At 68.4% G+C, this 19,093-nt stretch carries 17 protein-coding genes and 2 tRNA genes; 14 read left to right on the forward strand and 5 right to left on the reverse strand.

Annotation, left to right across the window (positions count from 1 at the left end):
* Positions 1 to 115 precede the first annotated feature (115 nt).
* The 5 genes from FHS44_RS25510 to FHS44_RS25530 all read left to right on the forward strand — a co-directional run bounded on the left by FHS44_RS25510 (position 116) and on the right by FHS44_RS25530 (position 4,190).
* Positions 116 to 2,215: an ATP-dependent DNA helicase UvrD2 gene (locus tag FHS44_RS25510; protein WP_184718886.1), complete on the forward strand. Its 2,100-nt coding sequence runs from the start codon at positions 116 to 118 to the stop codon at positions 2,213 to 2,215.
* Entirely contained in the window at positions 2,212 to 3,087 is an 876-nt protein-coding gene (tesB, locus tag FHS44_RS25515) for an acyl-CoA thioesterase II (RefSeq protein WP_184718888.1), read from the forward strand. The genes FHS44_RS25510 and tesB overlap by 4 nt, the downstream gene beginning before the upstream one ends.
* A 118-nt stretch (positions 3,088 to 3,205) precedes the next feature.
* On the forward strand, positions 3,206 to 3,535 hold the full coding sequence (locus tag FHS44_RS25520; protein WP_184718890.1) for a hypothetical protein: 330 nt from the start codon (positions 3,206 to 3,208) through the stop codon (positions 3,533 to 3,535).
* Between the two features lie 127 nt (positions 3,536 to 3,662).
* Positions 3,663 to 3,932, forward strand: coding sequence for a WhiB family transcriptional regulator (locus FHS44_RS25525; RefSeq protein WP_184718892.1), 270 nt, complete (start codon positions 3,663 to 3,665; stop codon positions 3,930 to 3,932).
* Positions 3,933 to 3,989: 57 nt separating this feature from the next.
* Positions 3,990 to 4,190 (forward strand): hypothetical protein, encoded by a 201-nt coding sequence (locus tag FHS44_RS25530; RefSeq protein WP_184718995.1) that lies wholly within the window; start codon positions 3,990 to 3,992, stop codon positions 4,188 to 4,190.
* A 951-nt stretch (positions 4,191 to 5,141) separates the two neighbouring features.
* On the opposite strand, the gene FHS44_RS25535 is transcribed toward FHS44_RS25530, so the two are convergent.
* Together FHS44_RS25535 and FHS44_RS25540 are read right to left on the reverse strand one after the other, a co-directional pair.
* Positions 5,142 to 6,479 carry an ABC1 kinase family protein gene (locus tag FHS44_RS25535; protein ID WP_184718894.1) on the reverse strand — a complete coding sequence of 446 codons (1,338 nt, stop codon included), beginning with the start codon at positions 6,477 to 6,479 and terminating at the stop codon, positions 5,142 to 5,144.
* Positions 6,480 to 6,540: 61 nt separating this feature from the next.
* The gene (locus FHS44_RS25540; protein ID WP_184718897.1) at positions 6,541 to 7,641 is read right to left on the reverse strand and encodes a ThiF family adenylyltransferase; all 1,101 of its coding nucleotides are present in this window, start codon (positions 7,639 to 7,641) and stop codon (positions 6,541 to 6,543) included.
* A gap of 200 nt (positions 7,642 to 7,841) precedes the next feature.
* Here FHS44_RS25540 and FHS44_RS25545 point away from each other — a divergent pair, with 200 nt between their 5' ends.
* From FHS44_RS25545 to FHS44_RS25555, 3 genes are all read left to right on the forward strand, one after another.
* Positions 7,842 to 8,627 carry an enoyl-CoA hydratase/isomerase family protein gene (locus FHS44_RS25545; RefSeq protein WP_184718898.1) on the forward strand — a complete coding sequence of 262 codons (786 nt, stop codon included), beginning with the start codon at positions 7,842 to 7,844 and terminating at the stop codon, positions 8,625 to 8,627.
* 140 nt (positions 8,628 to 8,767) lie between these two features.
* Positions 8,768 to 9,280, forward strand: a complete 513-nt coding sequence (locus tag FHS44_RS25550; protein WP_184718899.1) for a M48 metallopeptidase family protein — start codon at positions 8,768 to 8,770, stop codon at positions 9,278 to 9,280.
* The gene (locus FHS44_RS25555) at positions 9,277 to 9,903 is read left to right on the forward strand and encodes a DUF2064 domain-containing protein (RefSeq protein ID WP_246435943.1); all 627 of its coding nucleotides are present in this window, start codon (positions 9,277 to 9,279) and stop codon (positions 9,901 to 9,903) included. The genes FHS44_RS25550 and FHS44_RS25555 overlap by 4 nt, the downstream gene beginning before the upstream one ends.
* Positions 9,904 to 9,909: 6 nt before the next feature.
* Here the strand turns inward: FHS44_RS25555 and FHS44_RS25560 are convergent, their stop codons facing one another.
* The 3 genes from FHS44_RS25560 to FHS44_RS25570 all read right to left on the reverse strand — a co-directional run bounded on the left by FHS44_RS25560 (position 9,910) and on the right by FHS44_RS25570 (position 12,752).
* Positions 9,910 to 10,905, reverse strand: a complete 996-nt coding sequence (locus FHS44_RS25560) for an endonuclease/exonuclease/phosphatase family protein (protein WP_184718900.1) — start codon at positions 10,903 to 10,905, stop codon at positions 9,910 to 9,912.
* 72 nt (positions 10,906 to 10,977) lie between these two features.
* Positions 10,978 to 11,523 carry an NUDIX hydrolase gene (locus FHS44_RS25565; RefSeq protein WP_184718901.1) on the reverse strand — a complete coding sequence of 182 codons (546 nt, stop codon included), beginning with the start codon at positions 11,521 to 11,523 and terminating at the stop codon, positions 10,978 to 10,980.
* Positions 11,520 to 12,752: a zinc-dependent metalloprotease gene (locus tag FHS44_RS25570; RefSeq protein WP_221461240.1), complete on the reverse strand. Its 1,233-nt coding sequence runs from the start codon at positions 12,750 to 12,752 to the stop codon at positions 11,520 to 11,522. The genes FHS44_RS25565 and FHS44_RS25570 overlap by 4 nt, the downstream gene beginning before the upstream one ends.
* Positions 12,753 to 12,882: 130 nt before the next feature.
* Between FHS44_RS25570 and FHS44_RS25575 the strand changes: the two genes are divergently transcribed.
* The 6 genes from FHS44_RS25575 (at position 12,883) to FHS44_RS25600 (ending at position 19,091) form a co-directional block, all read left to right on the forward strand.
* Complete coding sequence (locus tag FHS44_RS25575; protein WP_184718991.1) at positions 12,883 to 13,956, forward strand: NAD-dependent epimerase/dehydratase family protein; 1,074 nt, start codon at positions 12,883 to 12,885, stop codon at positions 13,954 to 13,956.
* 107 nt (positions 13,957 to 14,063) lie between these two features.
* On the forward strand, positions 14,064 to 14,489 hold the full coding sequence (locus tag FHS44_RS25580) for a molybdenum cofactor biosynthesis protein MoaE (RefSeq protein ID WP_184718903.1): 426 nt from the start codon (positions 14,064 to 14,066) through the stop codon (positions 14,487 to 14,489).
* A 79-nt stretch (positions 14,490 to 14,568) separates the two neighbouring features.
* Positions 14,569 to 15,615 carry a YlbL family protein gene (locus FHS44_RS25585; RefSeq protein WP_184718905.1) on the forward strand — a complete coding sequence of 349 codons (1,047 nt, stop codon included), beginning with the start codon at positions 14,569 to 14,571 and terminating at the stop codon, positions 15,613 to 15,615.
* 208 nt (positions 15,616 to 15,823) lie between these two features.
* Complete coding sequence (locus FHS44_RS25590; protein WP_184718906.1) at positions 15,824 to 18,745, forward strand: UPF0182 family membrane protein; 2,922 nt, start codon at positions 15,824 to 15,826, stop codon at positions 18,743 to 18,745.
* A gap of 63 nt (positions 18,746 to 18,808) precedes the next feature.
* Positions 18,809 to 18,882: transfer RNA gene (locus FHS44_RS25595), tRNA-Met, on the forward strand.
* Between the two features lie 135 nt (positions 18,883 to 19,017).
* Positions 19,018 to 19,091, forward strand: a tRNA-Met gene (locus FHS44_RS25600).
* Positions 19,092 to 19,093 lie beyond the last annotated feature (2 nt).

A 19,093-nucleotide genomic window follows, 5' to 3' on the forward strand; every position in this document is an offset into this window, starting at 1 on the left:
GCATCTTCCGGAACGACGTAGGTTGACGGCGGCATGTTGCCAGAATGGGCGAAGCTTGGCCACCGACTGCCAGGATGTTCACAGCCGGCCCGTACAACCCGTGTAAGGAGTCCCCGTGGTCACAGACGACGTCCTGGCGGGGCTGGATCCGGAGCAGCGGGCGGTGGCCGAGGCGGTGCGCGGGCCGGTCTGCGTGCTCGCCGGAGCGGGGACCGGCAAGACCCGGGCGATCACCCACCGCGTCGCCCACGCCGTACGCACCGGGGTGGTCGACGCCCAGAGCGTGCTGGCCGTGACGTTCACCACACGCGCGGCGGGCGAGCTGCGGCAGCGGCTGCGCGCGCTCGGCGCGCCGGGGGTGCAGGCCCGCACCTTCCACGCCGCGGCGCTGCGCCAGCTCACCTACTTCTGGCCGCGCGTCATCGGCGGCGACCCGCCCAAGGTGATCGAGTCGAAGCTGCCGCTGCTCGCCGACGCCTTCCGCCTCGTCAGGAGGGCCCCCGACCGCTCGGAGCTGCGCGACGTCGCCTCCGAGATCGAGTGGGCCAAGGCCACCCAGATCGGCCCCGAGGACTACGCCGAGGCAGCGCGCAAGGCGGGCCGTACGCCACCGATGCCCGCCGAGGAGGTCTTCCGGCTCTTCGACGCCTACGAGCGGCTCCGCCGCGACCGGCACCTCGTCGACTTCGAGACCATCCTCGAACTCACCGCCGCCGTGATGACCGAGCACCGCGAGGTGGCCACGCAGATCCGCCAGCAGTACCGCTACTTCGTCGTCGACGAGTACCAGGACGTCAACCCGCTGCAGAAGCTCCTGCTCGACACCTGGCTCGGCGGGCGCGACGACCTGTGCGTGGTCGGCGACCCCAACCAGACGATCTACTCCTTCACCGGCGCGACCCCCAGATATCTGACCGGCTTCCCCGTCGAGCACCCCGACGCCGCCGTGATCAGGCTGGTCCGCGACTACCGCTCGACCCCCCAGGTCGTCGCCCTCGCCAACGGGCTGCTCGACAGGTCGAAGAGCCCGCACCGCCTCACGCTGGTTGCCCAGCGCACCGAAGGCCCCGAGCCCACCTTCACCGAGTACGACGACGAGCAGGCAGAGGCCGCCGGGGTGGCCCGCGCGATCCGCGCCCTCGTCGACGGTGGCGTCCCGGCCAGGGAGATCGCCGTGCTCTTCCGCGTCAACGCCCAGTCGGAGGCCTACGAGCAGGCCCTCACCACGGCGGGTGTGCCCTACCTGCTGCGCGGCGCCGACCGTTTCTTCGAACGCCCCGAGGTGCGTCACGCCGTCGTCCTGCTGCGCGGCGCCGCCCGCTCGGCCGCGCGGGACGACGAGCTGGCCTCGACCGTCAACGACATCCTCGCCGGGATCGGCCTGACCCCCGTGCCGCCCGGCGGAGGCGGGGCCAGGGAGAAGTGGGAGTCGCTCAAGGCCCTCGCCGACCTCGCCGAGGACATGTCCGCCACGGGCGCGGACCTGACCGCCTTCGTGGCGGAGCTGGAGCGCAGGGCTGGAGAGCAGCACGCGCCCCCGGTCGACGGCGTGACCCTCGCCTCCCTGCACTCCGCCAAGGGCCTCGAATGGGACGCCGTCTTCCTGGTCGGGATGACCGAGGGCATGATGCCCATCGTCTACGCCAAGACGCCGGAACAGATCGAGGAGGAACGCCGCCTGCTGTACGTCGGCGTCACCCGGGCCAGGGAGCACCTGGCGCTGTCGTGGGCGCTGGCCCGCTCACCCGGTGGGCACCGCTCAAGGAGACCCTCCCGCTTTCTCGACGGCCTCACGGGACGTTCCTCCGGAGGCTCTGGCCGTACGGCGTCGGCCTTCGCCGCGTTCGTGTCCAAGGGGTCCGGGAGCTCGACCGAGCGCCGCAGGGTGGCCACCCCGGTCAACTGCCGCGTCTGCGGCAGAACCCTCGTCGCCGCAGCCGAACAGAAGCTCGGCAGGTGCACCACCTGCCCCGCCGACTATGACGAGGCCCTGCTGGAGAGCCTCAGGACCTGGCGCGCCTCGGTCGCCAAGGAGGCCAAGGTCCCGGTCTACGTGGTCTTCACCGACGTCACCCTCCAGGCCATCGCCGAGCGTGCCCCCGTCACGGAAAGGGACCTGCTCTCTATAACCGGGATAGGACGCGTCAAAATGGACCGGTACGGCGAGGCGGTGCTGGCTCTCTGCCGTGCCGCCGACCAGACGGAGGACGCGTGAACCAGGCGCTCAAGGAACTGCTCGACCTGCTTGACCTGGAGCAGATCGAACTCGACATCTTCCGGGGCCGTAGCCCCGCCGAGGAGGTCCAACGGGTCTTCGGCGGTCAGGTCGCCGCCCAGGCACTGGTCGCGGCAGGCAGGACCGTTCCCCGGGAACGTCACGTCCACTCGCTGCACGCCTACTTCATCCGCCCCGGCGACCCGGCCGTGCCGATCGTCTACAACGTGGAGCGCGTGCGGGACGGCCGTTCCTTCACCACCCGCAGGGTCGTGGCCATCCAGCACGGCAAGGCGATATTCACCATGTCGGCCTCCTTCCACATCGACGAGCCCGGTCTCGCGCACCAGGCGACGACGATGCCCGACGTGCCCGGCCCCGAGGGGCTTGAGCCCTTCCAGGAGCGGATCCACCAGGCCCTGCGGGACGTGCGGGAGGAGTCTCCCTGGCGGGACCTGCTGGTCAGGCCGCGTCCGCTCGACGCCCGCTACGTCACCCCCCTCACCTGGGAGGCCGTGCTGGACCCGTCGCTGAGCCGTTCCACGACGAACGTCTGGTTCCGCTACGAGGCCGAACTGCCCGACGACCCGCTGCTGCACGTGGTGCTCGCGGCCTACACCTCGGACTTCACCCTGGTGGACACCGTACTGCTGGCCCACGGCCAGGCCTGGGGAACCCCGAACGTCTCCGGCGCCTCGCTGGACCACGCCATGTGGTTCCACCGCCCCTTCCGCGTCGACGAGTGGATGCTGTACGCCCAGGAGTCACCCTGGTCGAGCTCGGCCCGTGGCCTGGCCAAGGGAGAGATGTTCACCCGGTCGGGAGAGCTTGCCGTGTCGGTGGTCCAGGAAGCCATGATCCGTGTGAGTTAGTGGTAAAACTGCAGGTAGAAAATATGTTGCCCGTCCCGGGCGCCGGGGTTTAGGGTCATGCACAAGCGAGTCGGACACTCCTGTTGCCCGACGATCCACGAATGGAGGTGAGTCCACTGTGAAGAACGTTCTGATGTCGTCCCAGCTTGGGCTTGCCTTCATGCGTCCTGCCACCACCCTGTCGTTCGGCACGTGCGCCATCCTCGCCGATGGTGCCGCGGCCAGGCTGCGACAGGAGATCCAGGTCCAGCGGGAAGCTCAGCTCCAGCAGGACACGACTGTCCGTACCCAGGTTCTCGGCAGCCGACCGGTTGCTTCGATCGCCCGCGTGGCGGTTGGCGCAGGCGCCGCTCCGGCTCCTGAGGACACCTACGAACTGACCAAGCACACCGGCACTGGTGGATGGCGTGGTCCGTATTCCTGGAGGCAACCTCCGGTCATAACCTGACCGAGGGAAAGAGCCTTCAGGCCGCGGATCCGCACCAGGATCCGCGGCCTTCTTGTTTGTCCGCGTTGTTCCTGTCCCCCCACCCAGAGGTAACCGAAGACCAACACCTAACTGAGAGGTGAAGCAGATGGGGGCCCAGACGATCATGGACCTGATCGACGAAGCCGCAATCCCCTGTCGTACCGACCCCGACCTCTGGTTCGCGGAGTCTCCCGAGGACGTGGAGTTCGCCAAGGCGCTCTGCGGAGGCTGCCCGATCCAGCAGGCCTGCCTGGCCCGCGCGCTTGAGCGCGAGGAGCCGTGGGGTGTCTGGGGCGGCGAGCTCATCCTGAGGGGCGCCATCGTCCCGAGGAAGCGCCCGCGTGGCCGTCCCCGTAAGACTCCTGTCGCCGCCTGATTCGGCACAGAACCTGATCAACCGAAAGACCGTACGTCCCTGAAAGGACCACCTCCAATGATCACCCCCAACAACACCGCCGCCGGTTTCGACATGATGCCTATGCATGAAGAACTGGTACGGGACCGAATACGAACGCTTCACAGGGAGGCTGAGGAGCAGCGTCTCGTGACGGGCGTGCTGCGTCTGCGGCGCGCCCGCCGGGACGCGGAACGCGCTTCCGTCCGGCTGAGGAACGCGCTCCTACGCCTCGTCTGATCAAGACCGGTTCTCATCGACCGCCGCCTGCATGGTGTTGATCGTGTTCCAGCCAACGCTGATCAACACCCGGCAGCGCCGGTCAGTGTCGGTTGGCGCCGATCAGTACCGGCTGTTGCTGATCGGCGCTGATCTCAGCCGACGACCTCGTCCCCGCCCGAACGACCCGGGCCGGGGACGGGCCGTCGGCTGAGAACCATCGCTGGTCGCGAACCGCTTCCAAGGGGTGGCCCCTTCCCCGGGCCACCCCTTTCGCATGCCCGTCTCCCCAATCCGGGGCCCTTTCACATACACAGCGCTTCCATATAGGCGGCCCTTCCACATAGGCGGTGCCTGCCATATACGTGTTCCTCCCATGCGGGTGGTCCTTCGGTATGCGTGCCTCTTCCGTCCGTGGTCTCTGGGCGCACGGCCAAGCCCGTCCGAGTACGCGGTTGAACGTACGGCCCTTCCATACAGCGGTTCTTTTGCACACGGCCCTTTGGGACATGCCGTCTTTCTGACACGCGGTTTTCCGGACACGCGACGGTGCATGGTTCTTCCGGAAGGCCGTGATCTCCGAAGCATCGTCGGCCCTCCGAACGCATGACCTCGCGCGTACGGCCAAGCCCTCCAGAACACGCTGGACCCCCTACGGGCACGGGGTTTCTCGTGTGCGGCCGAGTCCCTCCGAGCGCATGACCAAGAACCGGGACGGCCGAGAACAGGAGCGGCCAACCGGGCTGGTCAGAGCACGAAGAGGATCAGGAGGCGCCGGAACGATCAAGGATGCTCGGGGGTAGCCATGGGTAGCCGGGTCGGCGGCTTCTCCATGGCTCCCAGTTCTCAGAGCGCTGTGGAGAGAACGGTTTCGCGAACAAGTGTCGTCGTGAACGAGTCGTGGTTTTGAAACGTCGCGAATGTCGTGAATAGAGTGTTATTTCGTAATATGAGAGAAATTCAGAGAGGGCGTCAGCTCGCGGCCATCGCCTGTTCTTCTGGGTCTTCTTCGACGAAGCCGGGAACCCAGCGGATCACTTCCGCGCGGAAGCGAGCCGTGGCACCGAGCTGACAGAGCACGCCCAACCCCGCCGCGTGCACACGGTGGATGAGGACGTACGAAACCGGCAGGTTGAGCTGGCGTGCCACGTTTCCCGGGCGCAGGTCCGTCACCGTGGCGGCCTGCTCCTGCAGCCACTCGCGGCTGAAGGTGAACTCCTCGACCGCGGTCGGCTCGACGTAGGGAGCGAGGAAGGCCCGCAGCGCCTCGGGGTCAACCTCGATGTGGGGGAGGATGAACCCCTCGTCGCGCAGCCCCTGGATCACGTTCTCCATGTCGCCGTTGTTGAAGATCCGGGTGAGCTTCCCGAAGGCCGGGGGATAGCCGTCGGGCAGCCGGTTGACCGCGCCGAAGTCGAGCACGCACAACCGCCCGTCCTCGACGACGCGGAAGTTTCCCGGATGGGGATCGGCGTGGAGCATGCCGACCCGTGCGGGTGAGCTGAACAGGAACCGGACCAACTGGAGCCCGGCGCGGTCACGCTCCTGCTTGGTGCCGTCGGTGATGATCCGCGACAGCGGGATGCCGTCAACCCACTCGGAGACGAGCACCTGCTCGTTGGCGGCGATGACGTCCGGGATCAGGAAGTCGGGGTCGTCCTTGAACTCAAGGGCGAAGGCGTGCTGGGCCTCGGCCTCCCGCAGGTAGTCGAGCTCCTCGGCGATCCGCTCGCGCAGCTCGCTGAGGACGGCCTTGATGTCGAGCCCGGGAAGCAGCACCCCGAAGAGCTTGCCGAGCCTGGCGAGCTGGTTGAAGTCGGACAGCAGGGCCTTGCCGGCGCCGGGATACTGGATCTTGACGGCGACCGTCCTGCCGTCGTGCCAGACGGCCCTGTGCACCTGCCCGATCGACGCGGCCGCGGTCGGCCGGTCCTCGAACGACTGGAAGTTCTCCCGCCAGTCGTCACCCAACTGCTCGACGAGCACCTTGTGCACGGTCGAGGCGGGCAGCGGCGGCGCGGCGTCCTGGAGCCTGGTGAGGGTCGCCCGGTAGGGACCGACGACCTCGGAGGGCAGCGCGGCCTCGAAGATGGACAACGCCTGGCCGAGCTTCATCGCCCCGCCCTTGAGCTCCCCCAGGACCTTGAAGATCTGCTCGGCGGTGCGCTCCTGTATCTCCTGGGCGACGATCTCCGCGGACTTGCCCCCGATCCGTTTCCCCAGTCCAAGGGCGGTACGGCCGGCGAATCCAATCGGCAGGGCCGCCAGCTTGGCGGATCGCGCGACAGCGCGGCGCGGAAGGTCACTCACCTTGGCTCGCGGCGTATCCCCCGTGGTGAGACGCCGCTCCCTCCCTTCGGTGTGGTGTCTGTCAGCGGCTGGTAGCCGACGCGACCATTGTTGGCGAACCCAACTCGTTTCGGAAGCAACGACATCGAGGATGAACACTCCAGGATCGCCGCTCCCATCGCCAGTCTGGCAATACATCCGTTGTGCCGTTGGTCACAGTTGGCTCCTCCCCGTCGAGGAAATCAAGCACGTGGCCCGTCGCCATCGAGGCGACCAGAGACGACAGGGCCGCGCCACACCCGACCTCCCCCGCGGGAAAGCCACCGAGACAGGCGCTGACGACCGGCCACCCCGGATCGCGGTCGCGCCGCGTCAAATCTAGACACCGCAGACAGGTGCTTCGTCCAGGTAACACCAGGGGACCGACAGACCCGAGGCCCTCGTAGGCGGTGACGAGCAGGTGCGGGATCCGCCGGGCCATCAGCTCGCCGACCAGCATGTCGTCGAGGGGATCGACCGGCGCGAGCACCACCAGGTCGGGTGCCCTGGCGCCGTCGGCGAGGCGGGCCGCCCGTTCACCGGTCCACGCGGTGACGGAGGGCGCCAGTTGCCTGGCCAGCTCGATCGCGCCCTCCTGTCTGCTCGTGCCGACCTGCGCCGGGGTCAGGCCACCGGGCACGACGTCGCGGCCGCTGGCCGTACCGGGGTCGATGACGCACAGGCCGCCGACTCCGGAGGCGGCGAGCAGGGCGACGATCTGCGCGCCGACGCGGCCCGCGCCGTACACCCGGACCTGGGCGGCTCGTCTGCGCTCCAGCACGGCCAGGCCGCCGTCCGTCGTGTCGGGGGACAGGGAGAGCGCCTCCAGGTCGGGTTGGAGCAGGTCCCGTTCGGCGAGGGTGAGCAGGCGCAGCGGGCCGGGCGAGGCGGCGGCGTCGTCGACCAGGCCATGTTTGGTCAGCAGGTCGAGCAGGTCACGGCCGGTCTCCCGGCCGAGCCCCACCTCATCGGCCTCCGCGAGCACCTCCTCGACGTCGCGCACGCCGTCGAGGCCCTCGATCCAGTGGCGCACCTCGGGGTCCAGGTCGGCCAGTATCACCGCACGTCTGGAACGCAGACCGAACTGCAGGGTGTGCTCGTCGCGCATGACCCTGTGCAGGGCGGGCTTCAGACGTGGTCTCATGTGACCGCCTCTCATCGAACCGAGGAGCCCGGAGGCTCGAAGGGGAGGACCCCGGGTGAACGCGATGCTCACCCAGTGATCCCGTGGCCGCCAGCGTGCCACGCCCCTGAAAGATCGCGAAGAGGTTTCCCGCCGCCTGTGGATAACCCACCCAGGCAACCGCCGCCTGTGGATAACTTTCGGTGTACTACGCTCCCGCCATGGACGAGCTCTTGATCGACAGGCGTGACGACGGCGTCGTGGTGCTCACCCTGAACCACCCGGACCGGCGCAATTCGATGACGGACGGCATGACGGAGCAGTGGCGCCTGGCCATCTCTGATCTGCGCCGTGACAAGGACGTCCGGTGCGTGGTCGTCACCGGGGCGGGCAGCGCGTTCTGCTCGGGAGGGGACCTGTCCTGGCTCGCCGACCGGGGCGCGGAGAGTGTGCCCGCCCTGCGTGACCGGATGCTGGACTTCTACCGGACCTGGCTGTCCGTGGCCGATCTCGAGGTGCCGACCATCGCCGCGGTCAACGGCGCCGCCGTCGGTGCCGGACTGTGCCTGGCCCTGGCCTGCGACCTGGTCTACGCGGCGGAGGAGGCCAAGCTGCTCGCCCCCTTCACCTCGCTCGGCCTGCACCCGGGGATGGCGGCCACCTATCTGCTGCCCAGGGTCGCCGGGGTCGGGGTCGCCAGGGAGCTGCTGCTCACCGGCCGCACCGTGCTGGGCGCGGAGGCGGCGGCGTCCGGGCTGGTCACCAGGGCCTTTCCCCGGGAGACACTGATGGCACAGGTGCTGGAGATCGCTTCGAGGACCGCGGCGAATGCTCCCGTCGCCACCCGGCTCACCAAGGTCGCCCTCGCGGGCGGCGGACACGCCGATCTCGACGCCGCGCTGCGCTGGGAGTCCCTCGCCCAGCCGGTCACCATGGCCTCCGACGAACTGCTCGAAGGACTGGCGGCACAGCGGGAACGACGGGCCCCGAGATTCGGCGGCTCCTGAGAGAACCGGCGACCGACCGGTTCGACGGACTCCAGCCATAACCGATCGGTCTTGCTGAACGTTCGACGAACAGGGATTGACCAGCCAGAACGTGTTCGGCCCTCTGGTGTGAATTCGTGATTCTCGGCTACCGTTCATATGTGCCCCCCGAGACAGTCGAGGTCCGTCGAAGTTCTCGTCGCCGGCGGACTGTATCCGCATACCGCGACGGCGAGAAAACGATCGTGCTGCTCCCCGCAGGGCTGAGCAGTACCGACGAGGAGCAATGGGTGCGCCGGATGCTCGACCGGCTGGCGGCCAAGGAGCAGCGAAGACGCCCCTCCGACGACGACCTCTTCGAGCGGGCGAGCGAGCTGTCGGCACGCTATCTCGACGGGAGGGCCAAGCCGTCGAGCGTGCGCTGGGTCGACAACCAGCAGCATCGCTGGGGCTCGTGCACCCCCGATCACGGCACCATCAGGATCTCCACACGGCTCCGGGGCATGCCGTCGTGGGTGGTCGACTACGTGATCATGCACGAGCTGGTCCACCTGCTGGTGCCGAGCCACGGACCTCGTTTCTGGGCGCTGGTCGACCACTATCCCAAGGCCGAGCGGGCACGGGGCTTCCTTGAGGGGTTCTCCATGGCGGCGGGTGTCGCGGAGGAGTGTTGAGCCCCGGCGACCGTACGGAGGAACGGCTGGTCGCGGTCGTCGTCACGGCGTCGATGTCGGCGGCGACCCCACCGGGGATCGACCCTCAGAGTTTCCTGACGGCCGTCGTCGAGGACACCTACGAGCTGGTCAGCGGTCTCGACTTCGTCACCCCGGCTCTCGTGACGAGTGTGCCCGGGCTTGAGGAGATCGTCTGGCCGGGCACCCCGGTCCTTGAGATCCCCGAGCTTTCCGGAGCCCCCCTGGTCAGGGCCGCCTTCGAGGCGCTTTCGGTGGCCGCGCCGTACGCCGGGCAGGTGGTTCTGCTGAGCGGGGACGCGCCGGATCTGCCGCCGTTGCTGATCGGCAAGCTCTTCCGCGCGCTCGGAAGCGCGGGATTGGCCGTCTGTCCTGCCGTGGAGGGAGGGGCCGTCGCGATCGGCGCGCGGACGCCCTGGCCCGGCTGGGCCGAGATCGGCTTCGACGACCCGGAGCCGGTCAGGACCCTGCGCGGGCTGGCCCCCGACTCCCAGCGGGTCGCGACCGGTCCCGGCTGGCACCGGCTGCGCGTCCCCGCCGACGTCCACAGGCTCGACCCCGGCCTTGAGGGCTGGGACAACACCCGCGCGCTGCTCTCCGTCTGAGAAGACTCAGATCCGGGGCAGGTCCAGGTTGGCGAAGACCGCCCTGTGGTCGGTGCCGGGGACGGTGTGGACGCTGACCTCCCGCACCCCGATCCGCTGGTCGATCACGACGTGGTCGATGGTGATGACCGGAGGGATCCTGTTGTTGGCGGGCCAGGTCGGGACGAGTCCCTGCCCGACCCGGTCGGCCGAGTCGGCGTAGCCCTGGTTGACGAAGCGGCGCAGCGCGGCGTGGTCGAGGCTGGCGTTGAAGTCACCGGCGAAGATCCGCAACCGGTCGGGGGAGGCGGCGGGGAAGGCGGCGAGTCCCGCGTTCCACTCGTGCACCTGACTGCCCAGCGGCGGGAAGGTGTGCACGTCCACGAACTCGATCTCCCCGAACCCGGGGACGCTGAGCATGGCGACCGGCATGTTGTGCCCGATGGGCTGGAACAGTTCCTCCAACGGGGCGAGTGGATAGCGGGAGAAGATACCGCTGCCGCTCGCGCTCCAGGCCGTTTCCAGCACGCGGTGCGACATGACGTCCTTCAGCCCGGCCGCGTCGAGCTCCTCGACCATCCCCGGCGTCAGCTCCTGGGCGCTCAGCACGTCCGGCCGCAGCTTCCTGACCAGGTCCATCACCGCGCCGGGGTCGGCGTGACCGAACAGCATGTTGAGCGTGAGCACCCGCAGCGGCGTTCCCGAGGCCGCATCGGCGGAGGCGAACGCGCGGGGCAGGACGCTGAACCCGAGCGCCGCCGTGGTGACCAACGCCACAGCGGTGGCCACGCGACGGCGGGTCGCCGCCGCCAGCAGCAGGGGCAGCAACGACCCCGCCGCGATGTACGGCGTCGCCGTCATGAGCTGCGCGGTGAGCGAACCGCGTTCGAGACCGGTGACCCTGGCGGCGGCCCAGGCCGCGAAGGGGGTGACGGCCGCCCAGACCAGGGCCTTGGGAACCCCGCGCGAGCGCCGTCGCCGTACCGGGGCCAGGATCGTTCCACCGGCTGTGTCCGTGCTCAAAGCGCCTCGATTCACTCACCCACCCGACGTGGCGACCCTATCGACGGATCCGTGAGAGGAACATAAACCGGGTCAGGTCTGACGCATCACCTCACGGGCACGCCTGGCCAGCCTGCGGGTCGCCTCGTCGGACAGCTCGGGGATCTCCTCGATCGGGAACCACCGCAGGTCGAGGGACTCGTCGCTGATCACGGCCTCCACGTCGGCGGGGGCGACGGCACCGTACTCCACGTCGAGATGGTGACTGTGCGGCGGATGGCACCAGACCCGGTGGCGGTCGAGGGCGAGCGGACCGGGAAGCAGACGCAGCCCGGCGATGCCCGACTCCTCGGTGGCCTCCCGCAGCGCGACGCCGTCGAGCGAGACGTCCTCGCGCTCACAGTGCCCGCCCATGGGCAGCCACATCCCGGCCTTGGGGTGCAGCGTCAGCAGCACCCGCTCGCCGTCGTGGGAGATCACCGCGGTCGTGGCCGTCAGGTGGCCGGGGACGCACTCACGCCACATCGCGTCCTCGTGGGTGTGCACGTGGTCGAGGAACTCCCTGCGCAGGGTCTCCTCCTCGGCCGTGGGCGCGTTCCAGGTCGCGAGCACCTCCCGCGCGTGCGCACGCAGGTTCACGCGGCGCCGTCCCGGGGGTCGTCGTCCTCGCCCTCGGGCTTCTTCTCGGGCAGTTCGCCGAGGGAGGACAGGTCCAGCTCGGGCTCGCCCCTGACGAAACGCTCAGGATCGTCCAGATCGTCCGCGGTCGGCATCAGGTCGGGGTGGTTCCACACCGCGTCCCGCCCGTCGACGCCCCGGTCGCGCTCGATCGCCTGCCACAGGGCGGTCGCCTCACGCAGGCGGCGAGGCCGCAGCTCCAGGCCGACGAGCGTGGCGAAGGTCTGCTCCGCGGGACCACCTGTCGCCCTGCGACGCCGTACGGTCTCGGCGAGGGCGGCCGAGGAGGGCAGCTTGCCGTCGGCGGCGCCGTCGACGACCGTGCCGACCCAGCCCTCGACCAGCGCCAGCATCGTCTCAAGGCGCGCCAGGGCGGCCTTCTGCCGGTCCGTCTCCTCGGGCTTGAGCAGGTTGCCGCCGCTCAGCACCTGCTGGAGCTGCTCGGGGTTGTTGATGTCGAGACCGCGTAGCTGCTCCTCCAGCGCGGACACGTCGACCGTTATGCCCCTGGCGTACTCCTCGACCGCGCCGAGCAGATGTGAGCGCAGCCACGGAACGTGCTGGAACAGCCGGTGGTGGGCGGCCTCGCGCAGCGCCAGGTAGATCCTGATCTCCTCGGCGGGCGTCTCAAGGCCCTGGCCGAAGGCGGCGATGCCACCGGGCAGCAGGGCGGCGTTCTCGGAGAGCGGAAGACCGATGTCCGTCGAGCCGACGACCTCGCGGGCGAGTGAGCCGAGGGCCTGGCCGATCTGCTGACCGACGAGCATGCTGCCCATCTGCTTCATCATGCCCATCAGCGGCCCGGCCATCGCCTGGGCCTCGGCGGGCAGGCCCGCGGCGCCGAGCGTGCCGCTCATGGTCTCGACCATGCGGGCCGCGACCGGGTCGCACAGCTGCCGCCACACCGGGACGGTCTTCTCGATCCACTCGGAACGGCTCCACGCCTGCGGGTTGTTCACCCCGCTGGGCAGCGCGGTCGCCTCGTTCAACCACAGGTCGGCGAGGTTGAGCGCGTCCACGATCTGACGTCGCTCGCCTTCCATGACACTCGGGTCGCCTTCCGCGGCCACGACGTGCCGAGCGATATTCTTCGCCATGTCCCAGTTGACGGGACCGGAGCTCTGCGGGGCGGACAGCATGTCGGCGAACTGACGCATGGCCGCCGCGATCTGCTCCGGGTCGCCGAACATGGCGAACGGATTCTCATTGGGGTCGTTTTCCCGACCTGGCAAGTCAGTCACCGCTCTACCTCGTGCAGGATGGAGGAGTCCACAACCGCCACGTTATCCGTCGCATGGTGGGTCAGTGCAAAGTGAGGACCTGGTGCCTACCTCGAAACGCCCCCGGCTCCCGGTCGTCGCCGTAACCGGCGCGGCCTCGGGAATCGGCCGTGCCTTCCTCGCGAAGGTCGCCTCGTCTGCGGATTTCCGCAGGGTCGTGGCCATCGACGAGCAGCGCGGCGACGTGTCCGACGTCACCTGGAGGGTGCTCGACGTCCGGGATCCGCTCTTGGCGAACCGGATCTCCGACATCGACGTGCTCGTCCATCTGGCAGGCGACTACGCGCTCGACGCCGAGCCCGCCGAGCGGCGCGCCTACAACCTGCGCGCCGCGCAGACGGTGCTCACCGCCTCGGCCGCCGCCCGGGTGCGCCGCGTCGTGCTGGTCACCAGTGCCATGGTGTACGGCGCGGCGGAGGACAACCCCGTCCCGCTGCCAGAGGACTCCGCGGTCGCGGCCGAGCCGGACACCGGCATCGTCGGCGACCACCTGGAGATCGAGGCGCTGGTCAGAAGATCGTTGCGCAGCCATCCCGGCCTTGAGGTGACCGTGCTTCGCCCGGCCGCCGTCGTCGGCCCCGGGATCGACAGCGTGGTCACCCGCCACTTCGAGGCCCCCAGACTGCTCAGCGTCAAGGGCTGCAGCCCCCGCTGGCAGTTCTGCCACGTGGACGACCTCGTCTCAGCCCTTGAGCTGGCCGCCCTCGGCGTGGTCTCCGGGGTCGTGGCCGTCGGAAGCGAGGGCTGGCTGGAGCAGGAGCAGGTGGAGGAGCTCTCCGGCCTGCGCAGGTTCGAGCTGCCCGCCGGACTGACGTTCGGTACGGCCCAGCGCCTGCACCGCCTCGGCATCACCCCGGCTCCCGCGACCGACCTGCACTACGTGGTCTATCCCTGGGTCGTCGACTGCGCCTCGCTCCGCGAAGCCGGGTGGAAACCGACCTGGAGCAACGAGGCGTCCCTCACACAACTACTCGAACTGCGCGAGGGCAAGCACGCGGTGGTCGGCCGTCGCCTGTCCGGCAAGGAGGCCACGCTCACCGCCGCCGGCGCGACCGTCGCGGTCCTCGGCACGGCGGCGATCGTCCGCGCCGCCCGCAAGAAGCGTCGCGTCTGAGCCCTCCCGGGGCGTGTTCCACGCGTCGAGCGTCGGGACACGCCCTCGGAGGCCCCTTCGGGCCCGAAGCAGGGGGAGGTTCTTCCCAGCCGGGTAGCCTTTGTGCCGTGAACGTCATCCGCCTGCTCGACATCCGCGACACCCCGCTCTCGGTGGACGAGGTGTTCTCCGCGATCGGCGACCACGCCGCGGGCGGCACGGCGATCTTCGTGGGCACCGTGCGCGACCACGACCAGGGCAAGGCCGTCACCCGGCTTTCCTACTCCGCGCACCCCAGCGCGCAGGAGGAACTGCGCCGGGTCGCGGAGAAGATCGTGGCCGACTTCCCGATCACCGCGCTGGCCGCCGTGCACCGGGTCGGCGATCTCGGCCTCGGCGACATCGCCGTCATCGTGGCGGTCGCGGCCCCCCACAGGAGCGAGGCGTTCGAGGCATCCAGGCGCCTGATCGACGATCTCAAGGCCGAGGTTCCGATCTGGAAGAACCAGCTCTTCACCGATGGCTCGGCCGAATGGGTCGGAAGCTGCGGCTGAGGAGTGATCCTTACAATCTGGAAGATGACGGCGCGTGCGTGCGGCCTTCTGACCGGTCACACGGAATAGGCTTCCTCCCATGTCCCGACGAGCGCTGACATTGATGGTGGCAGGCTTCCTCACGCTTCTGCTCGGTGTTGTCGGCGCCCTGATGCCCGTGCCGTACGTCGTGCTGAGTCCGGGACCCACGGAGAACACCATCGGTGACGTCAAGGGCAAGCCGGTGATCAGCATCGAGGGCCGGGAGACCTACCCGACCGACGGGAAGCTGAGCCTGGTGACCGTCGCCTACCAGGGCGGTCCGGACAACAGGATCGATCTTTTCAGGGCACTCAGGGGATGGATCGACCCCACGATCGCCGTCGTTCCGGAGGAGACGATCTTCCCGCCGACGAGCACGGCCGAGGAGGTCGAGCAGCAGAACACCCAGGAGATGACGAACTCCCAGGACGACGCGACCGCGGCGGCGCTGACCGAGCTGAAGATCCCCTACACCTCGGTCGTGACCGTGGCCTCGACCCAGAAGGGCCTGCCCGCGGACGGGCACTTCGAGACCGGCGACGAGATCGTCTCCGTCGACGGCGTCCCCGCGACCGACAGGGAGAGCGTCTCTGGCATCGTCCGCAGGCACAAGGCGGGCGAGACCGTCACCTTCACGGTCAATCGCGGCGACCACAGCCTCACCGTGGCCGTCCCGACCGTGGCGTCCAAGGACGGCACGCCGATCGTGGGCATCACCATGCGCATCAGCTACAAGTTCCCCTTCAAGGTGAAGATCAACGTCGGTGACGTCGGCGGCCCGAGCGCGGGCATGATGTTCTCCCTGGGCATCGTCGACAAGCTCACCCCGGGGCCGATGACCGGCGGCAAGTCGATCGCCGGGACCGGGACGATCACCCCGGAGGGCAAGGTCGGCCCGATCGGCGGCATCCAGCAGAAGATGGTCGGCGCCAGGAGGTCGGGCGCGACGGTCTTCCTCGCCCCCGCCGACAACTGCGCGGAGGCGGCCAAATCCGTCCCCGACGGGATGCGGCTCTACAAGGTGAGCACGCTGCACGACGCGGTCAAGGCGATCGACGCGATCCGCACGGGAACCGGCACCGTACCGACCTGCGCGGCGAGCTGACGCTCCGCGAGCGGTATCGGGGCACTCATCCGGAATCTCATGCGTTGAGACCGTTGAACCCTGGAACCTTCGGGGGTTGTGGCCGGACCGTGCCTGAGCGGCTTAGCACGGTCGTACACCCACCGGTGTAGGTTTCCAGACACGGACCGTGCTCTTTTACGACAAGGGGTTGGCCTTGAGCTTCCGGACCCCCGGAGCCGGTAGGGCAATGCGCTTGCCCCGCCGGCCACGACTGCTGCTTCCTGTCGCGATTGCGATCGTTGTGATCGTCGCGCTGTTCTTCCTTTTCGCAGGTATATATACCGACTACCTCTGGTACGACTCGGTCGACTACACGGCCGTTTTCTCCGGTGTGGTCGTTACACAGATCCTGCTCTTCTTCGTGGGCGCCGTGCTCATGGTCGGCATCGTCGGCGGCAACATGCTGCTGGCCTACCGCGCCAGGCCCATGTTCGGCCCCGGAACGTTCGGCGGGGCGAGCGGCGCGGACCGCTACCGGATGGCCCTCGACCCGCACCGCAAGCTGATCTTCCTGATCGGCGCTGGCGTGCTGGCCCTGTTCTCCGGATCGTCACTCGCGGGGCAGTGGAAGACGTGGCTGGAGTTTCTCAACGCGACGCCGTTCGGTGAGAAGGACGCGCAGTTCGGCATCGACCTGTCGTTCTTCATGTTCACCTATCCCTTCATCAGGATGGTGCTGAACTTCCTGTTTACCGCGGTCATCCTGGCGGCCATCCTCGCGGCGATCGTGCACTACCTGTACGGGGGCTTCAGACTGCAGTCACCCGGCGTGCACGCCTCCCGCGCGGCCAGAGTGCACCTTTCCGTGCTTCTCGGTGTTTTCGTGCTGCTGAAGGCCGTCGCCTACTGGATCGACGGATACGGCCTGGTCTTCTCCGACCGAGGCTTCGCCTACGGTGCCTCCTACACCGACGTCAACGCGGTGCTGCCCGCCAAGACCATCCTCGCGATCATCGCCCTCATCTGCGCGATCCTGTTCTTCGCCGGCATCGTACGGCCCGGCGGCATGCTGCCCGGTGTGGCCTTCGGCCTGCTGGTCCTGTCGGCCATCCTCGTCGGCGGGGTCTACCCGGCCCTCGTCGAGCAGTTCCAGGTCCGGCCTAACCAGCAGGACCGCGAGCAGCCGTACATCAAGCGCAACATCGAGGCCACCAGAAAGGCCTACGGGATCGACCAGACCGAGGTCATCGAGTACGCCGCCCAGGGCGACGCCTCCAAGGTCAACGTCACCACCGACAGCTCCATCTCCGGTGTACGGCTGCTCGACCCCAACCTGGTCGCCAAGACCTACCAGCAGAAGCAGCGCATCCGAGGCTTCTACGACTTCCACGACCCGCTCGACGTCGACCGCTACCCCGACGAGTCGGGCAAGCCACGCGACACGGTCGTCGCGGTGCGTGAGCTGACCGGGCCGCCGAGGGAGCAGGACAACTGGATCAACCGGCACCTGGTCTACACCCACGGCTACGGCTTCGTGGCCGCGCCCGGCAACAAGGTCGACTCGCAGGGCCTGCCCGACTTCGACGCCAAGGACATGCCGGTCACCGGCTCTCTGGCCCAGCGGATCGGCCTGAAGGAGTCGCGGATCTACTTCGGCGAGTCCCCGGCCGCCCCCGAGTACGTCATCGTCGGCGGCGACAGGAAGATCGGCCAGGAGCTCGACTACCCGGAGAGCAGCGGAACCGGTCAGCAGAACACCACCTACACCGGCAAGGGCGGCGTCCCCGTCGGCTCGTTCTTCAACCGCCTGCTCTACGCGGCCAAGTACGGCGAGACGAACCTGCTGCTCTCGGGCGACGTCAACGCCAAGTCCAAGATCCTCTACGAGCGCAACCCGCAGGACCGCATCGCCAAGGTCGCGCCGTTCCTGAGCCTCGACGACAACCCCTACCCGGCCGTCGTGGACGGCAGGGTGGTCTGGATCGCCGACGCCTACACCACCGCCAACTCCTACCCCTACTCCGACAGCAGGAGCCTGGAGTCGATGACCCGCGACACGGTCACCGACCCGCGCCAGGTGGTGCAGCAGCCGCGCGACAACATCAACTACATGCGTAACGCCGTCAAGGCCACGGTCGACGCCTACGACGGCACGGTCACGCTGTACGCCTGGGACGAGAAGGACCCGATCCTGCAGACCTGGCGCAAGGCCTTCCCCGGCATCATCAAGCCCAAGAGTGAGATGTCGGAGGCCCTCAAGCAGCACCTGCGCTACCCGGAGGCGCTGTTCAAGGTCCAGCGTGACGTGCTGTCCCGCTACCACATCCAGGACCCCAACGCCTTCTACAGCGGCCAGGACTTCTGGAACGTCCCGAACGACCCGTCCTCCGGTGGTCACGACATCAAGCAGCCGCCGTACTACCTGTCGGTCAAGATGCCCGACACCGAGGAGCCGACCTTCTCGTTGACCACCACGTTCGTGCCACGCCAGGGACCGAACCTGGCCGCGTTCATGTCGGTCGACGCGACGCCCGGTAACGACTACGGCAAGCTGCGCATCCTGCGGATGCCGTCGAATACCACGATCCCCGGCCCCGGCCAGGTGCAGAACAACTTCCAGAACAAGTTCTCCGGCGAGCTGAACCTCCTCGGCATCGGTGGCGCGAAGGTCCGCTACGGCAACCTGCTCACCCTGCCGTTCGCCGGTGGCCTGGTCTACATCGAACCGGTCTACGTGGAGACAGCCGCCTCCTCCGGGCAGGAGCCCTATCCCATCCTCCGCCGGGTCCTGGTCTCCTTCGGAGACAAGGTCGGCTTCGCCGAGACCCTCCAGGGTGCTCTTGAGCAGGTCTTCGGCAACGGCGCCCAGCAGAACAGGCCGGAGGCCAGACCCGACGTGCCCGCCCAGCCGAGCACCGTGCTGAGCACGGCCATCGGAGAGGCCCAGAAGGCCTACGACGACGCCCAGAAGGCCCTTGAGGCCAAGCCGCCGAACTGGACGGCCTACGGCGAGGCCCAGAAGGCGCTGAAGGAGGCCCTGGAGAAGGTGAAGAACGCCTCGTCGTCCACGGCCCCGGCCGCGACGCCGTCGCCGTCACCGAGCCCGTCTCCCTCGGGGACGGCCACTCCGTCAGCCACCCCCTCACCGTCCCCCTCGGCGAGCTCCTAGGAGGCGCCGCGGCTATTGAGTTCGCTTCCACCGCCAAAGCCGGGTAGTCTAAAGACACACCGACGCGGGGTGGAGCAGCTCGGTAGCTCGCTGGGCTCATAACCCAGAGGTCGCAGGTTCAAATCCTGTCCCCGCTACGAGACGAAGGCCCTGATCTCCTAGAGATCAGGGCCTTTCGCTTATTCCATCCGTGTCTCACGAAAAACCGAGTGCCGCCTCGCGTAAGCGATTTGCTCTTGGCCACGGGTGCGGATAGTCTAAAGACACACCGACGCGGGGTGGAGCAGCTCGGTAGCTCGCTGGGCTCATAACCCAGAGGTCGCAGGTTCAAATCCTGTCCCCGCTACG

The sequence above is a fragment of the Streptosporangium saharense genome (assembly GCF_014203715.1).
Taxonomy (GTDB): domain Bacteria; phylum Actinomycetota; class Actinomycetes; order Streptosporangiales; family Streptosporangiaceae; genus Streptosporangium; species Streptosporangium saharense.

Coding starts and splice junctions, on each gene's coding strand:
- FHS44_RS25540 (WP_184718897.1), bottom strand. CDS start 7,641: ATGAGACCACGTCTGAAGCCCGCCCTGCACAGGGTCATGCGCGACGAG.
- FHS44_RS25585 (WP_184718905.1), top strand. CDS start 14,569: ATGTCCCGACGAGCGCTGACATTGATGGTGGCAGGCTTCCTCACGCTT.
- FHS44_RS25570 (WP_221461240.1), bottom strand. CDS start 12,752: ATGTTCGGCGACCCGGAGCAGATCGCGGCGGCCATGCGTCAGTTCGCC.
- FHS44_RS25525 (WP_184718892.1), top strand. CDS start 3,663: ATGGGGGCCCAGACGATCATGGACCTGATCGACGAAGCCGCAATCCCC.
- FHS44_RS25590 (WP_184718906.1), top strand. CDS start 15,824: ATGCGCTTGCCCCGCCGGCCACGACTGCTGCTTCCTGTCGCGATTGCG.
- FHS44_RS25545 (WP_184718898.1), top strand. CDS start 7,842: ATGGACGAGCTCTTGATCGACAGGCGTGACGACGGCGTCGTGGTGCTC.
- FHS44_RS25530 (WP_184718995.1), top strand. CDS start 3,990: ATGATCACCCCCAACAACACCGCCGCCGGTTTCGACATGATGCCTATG.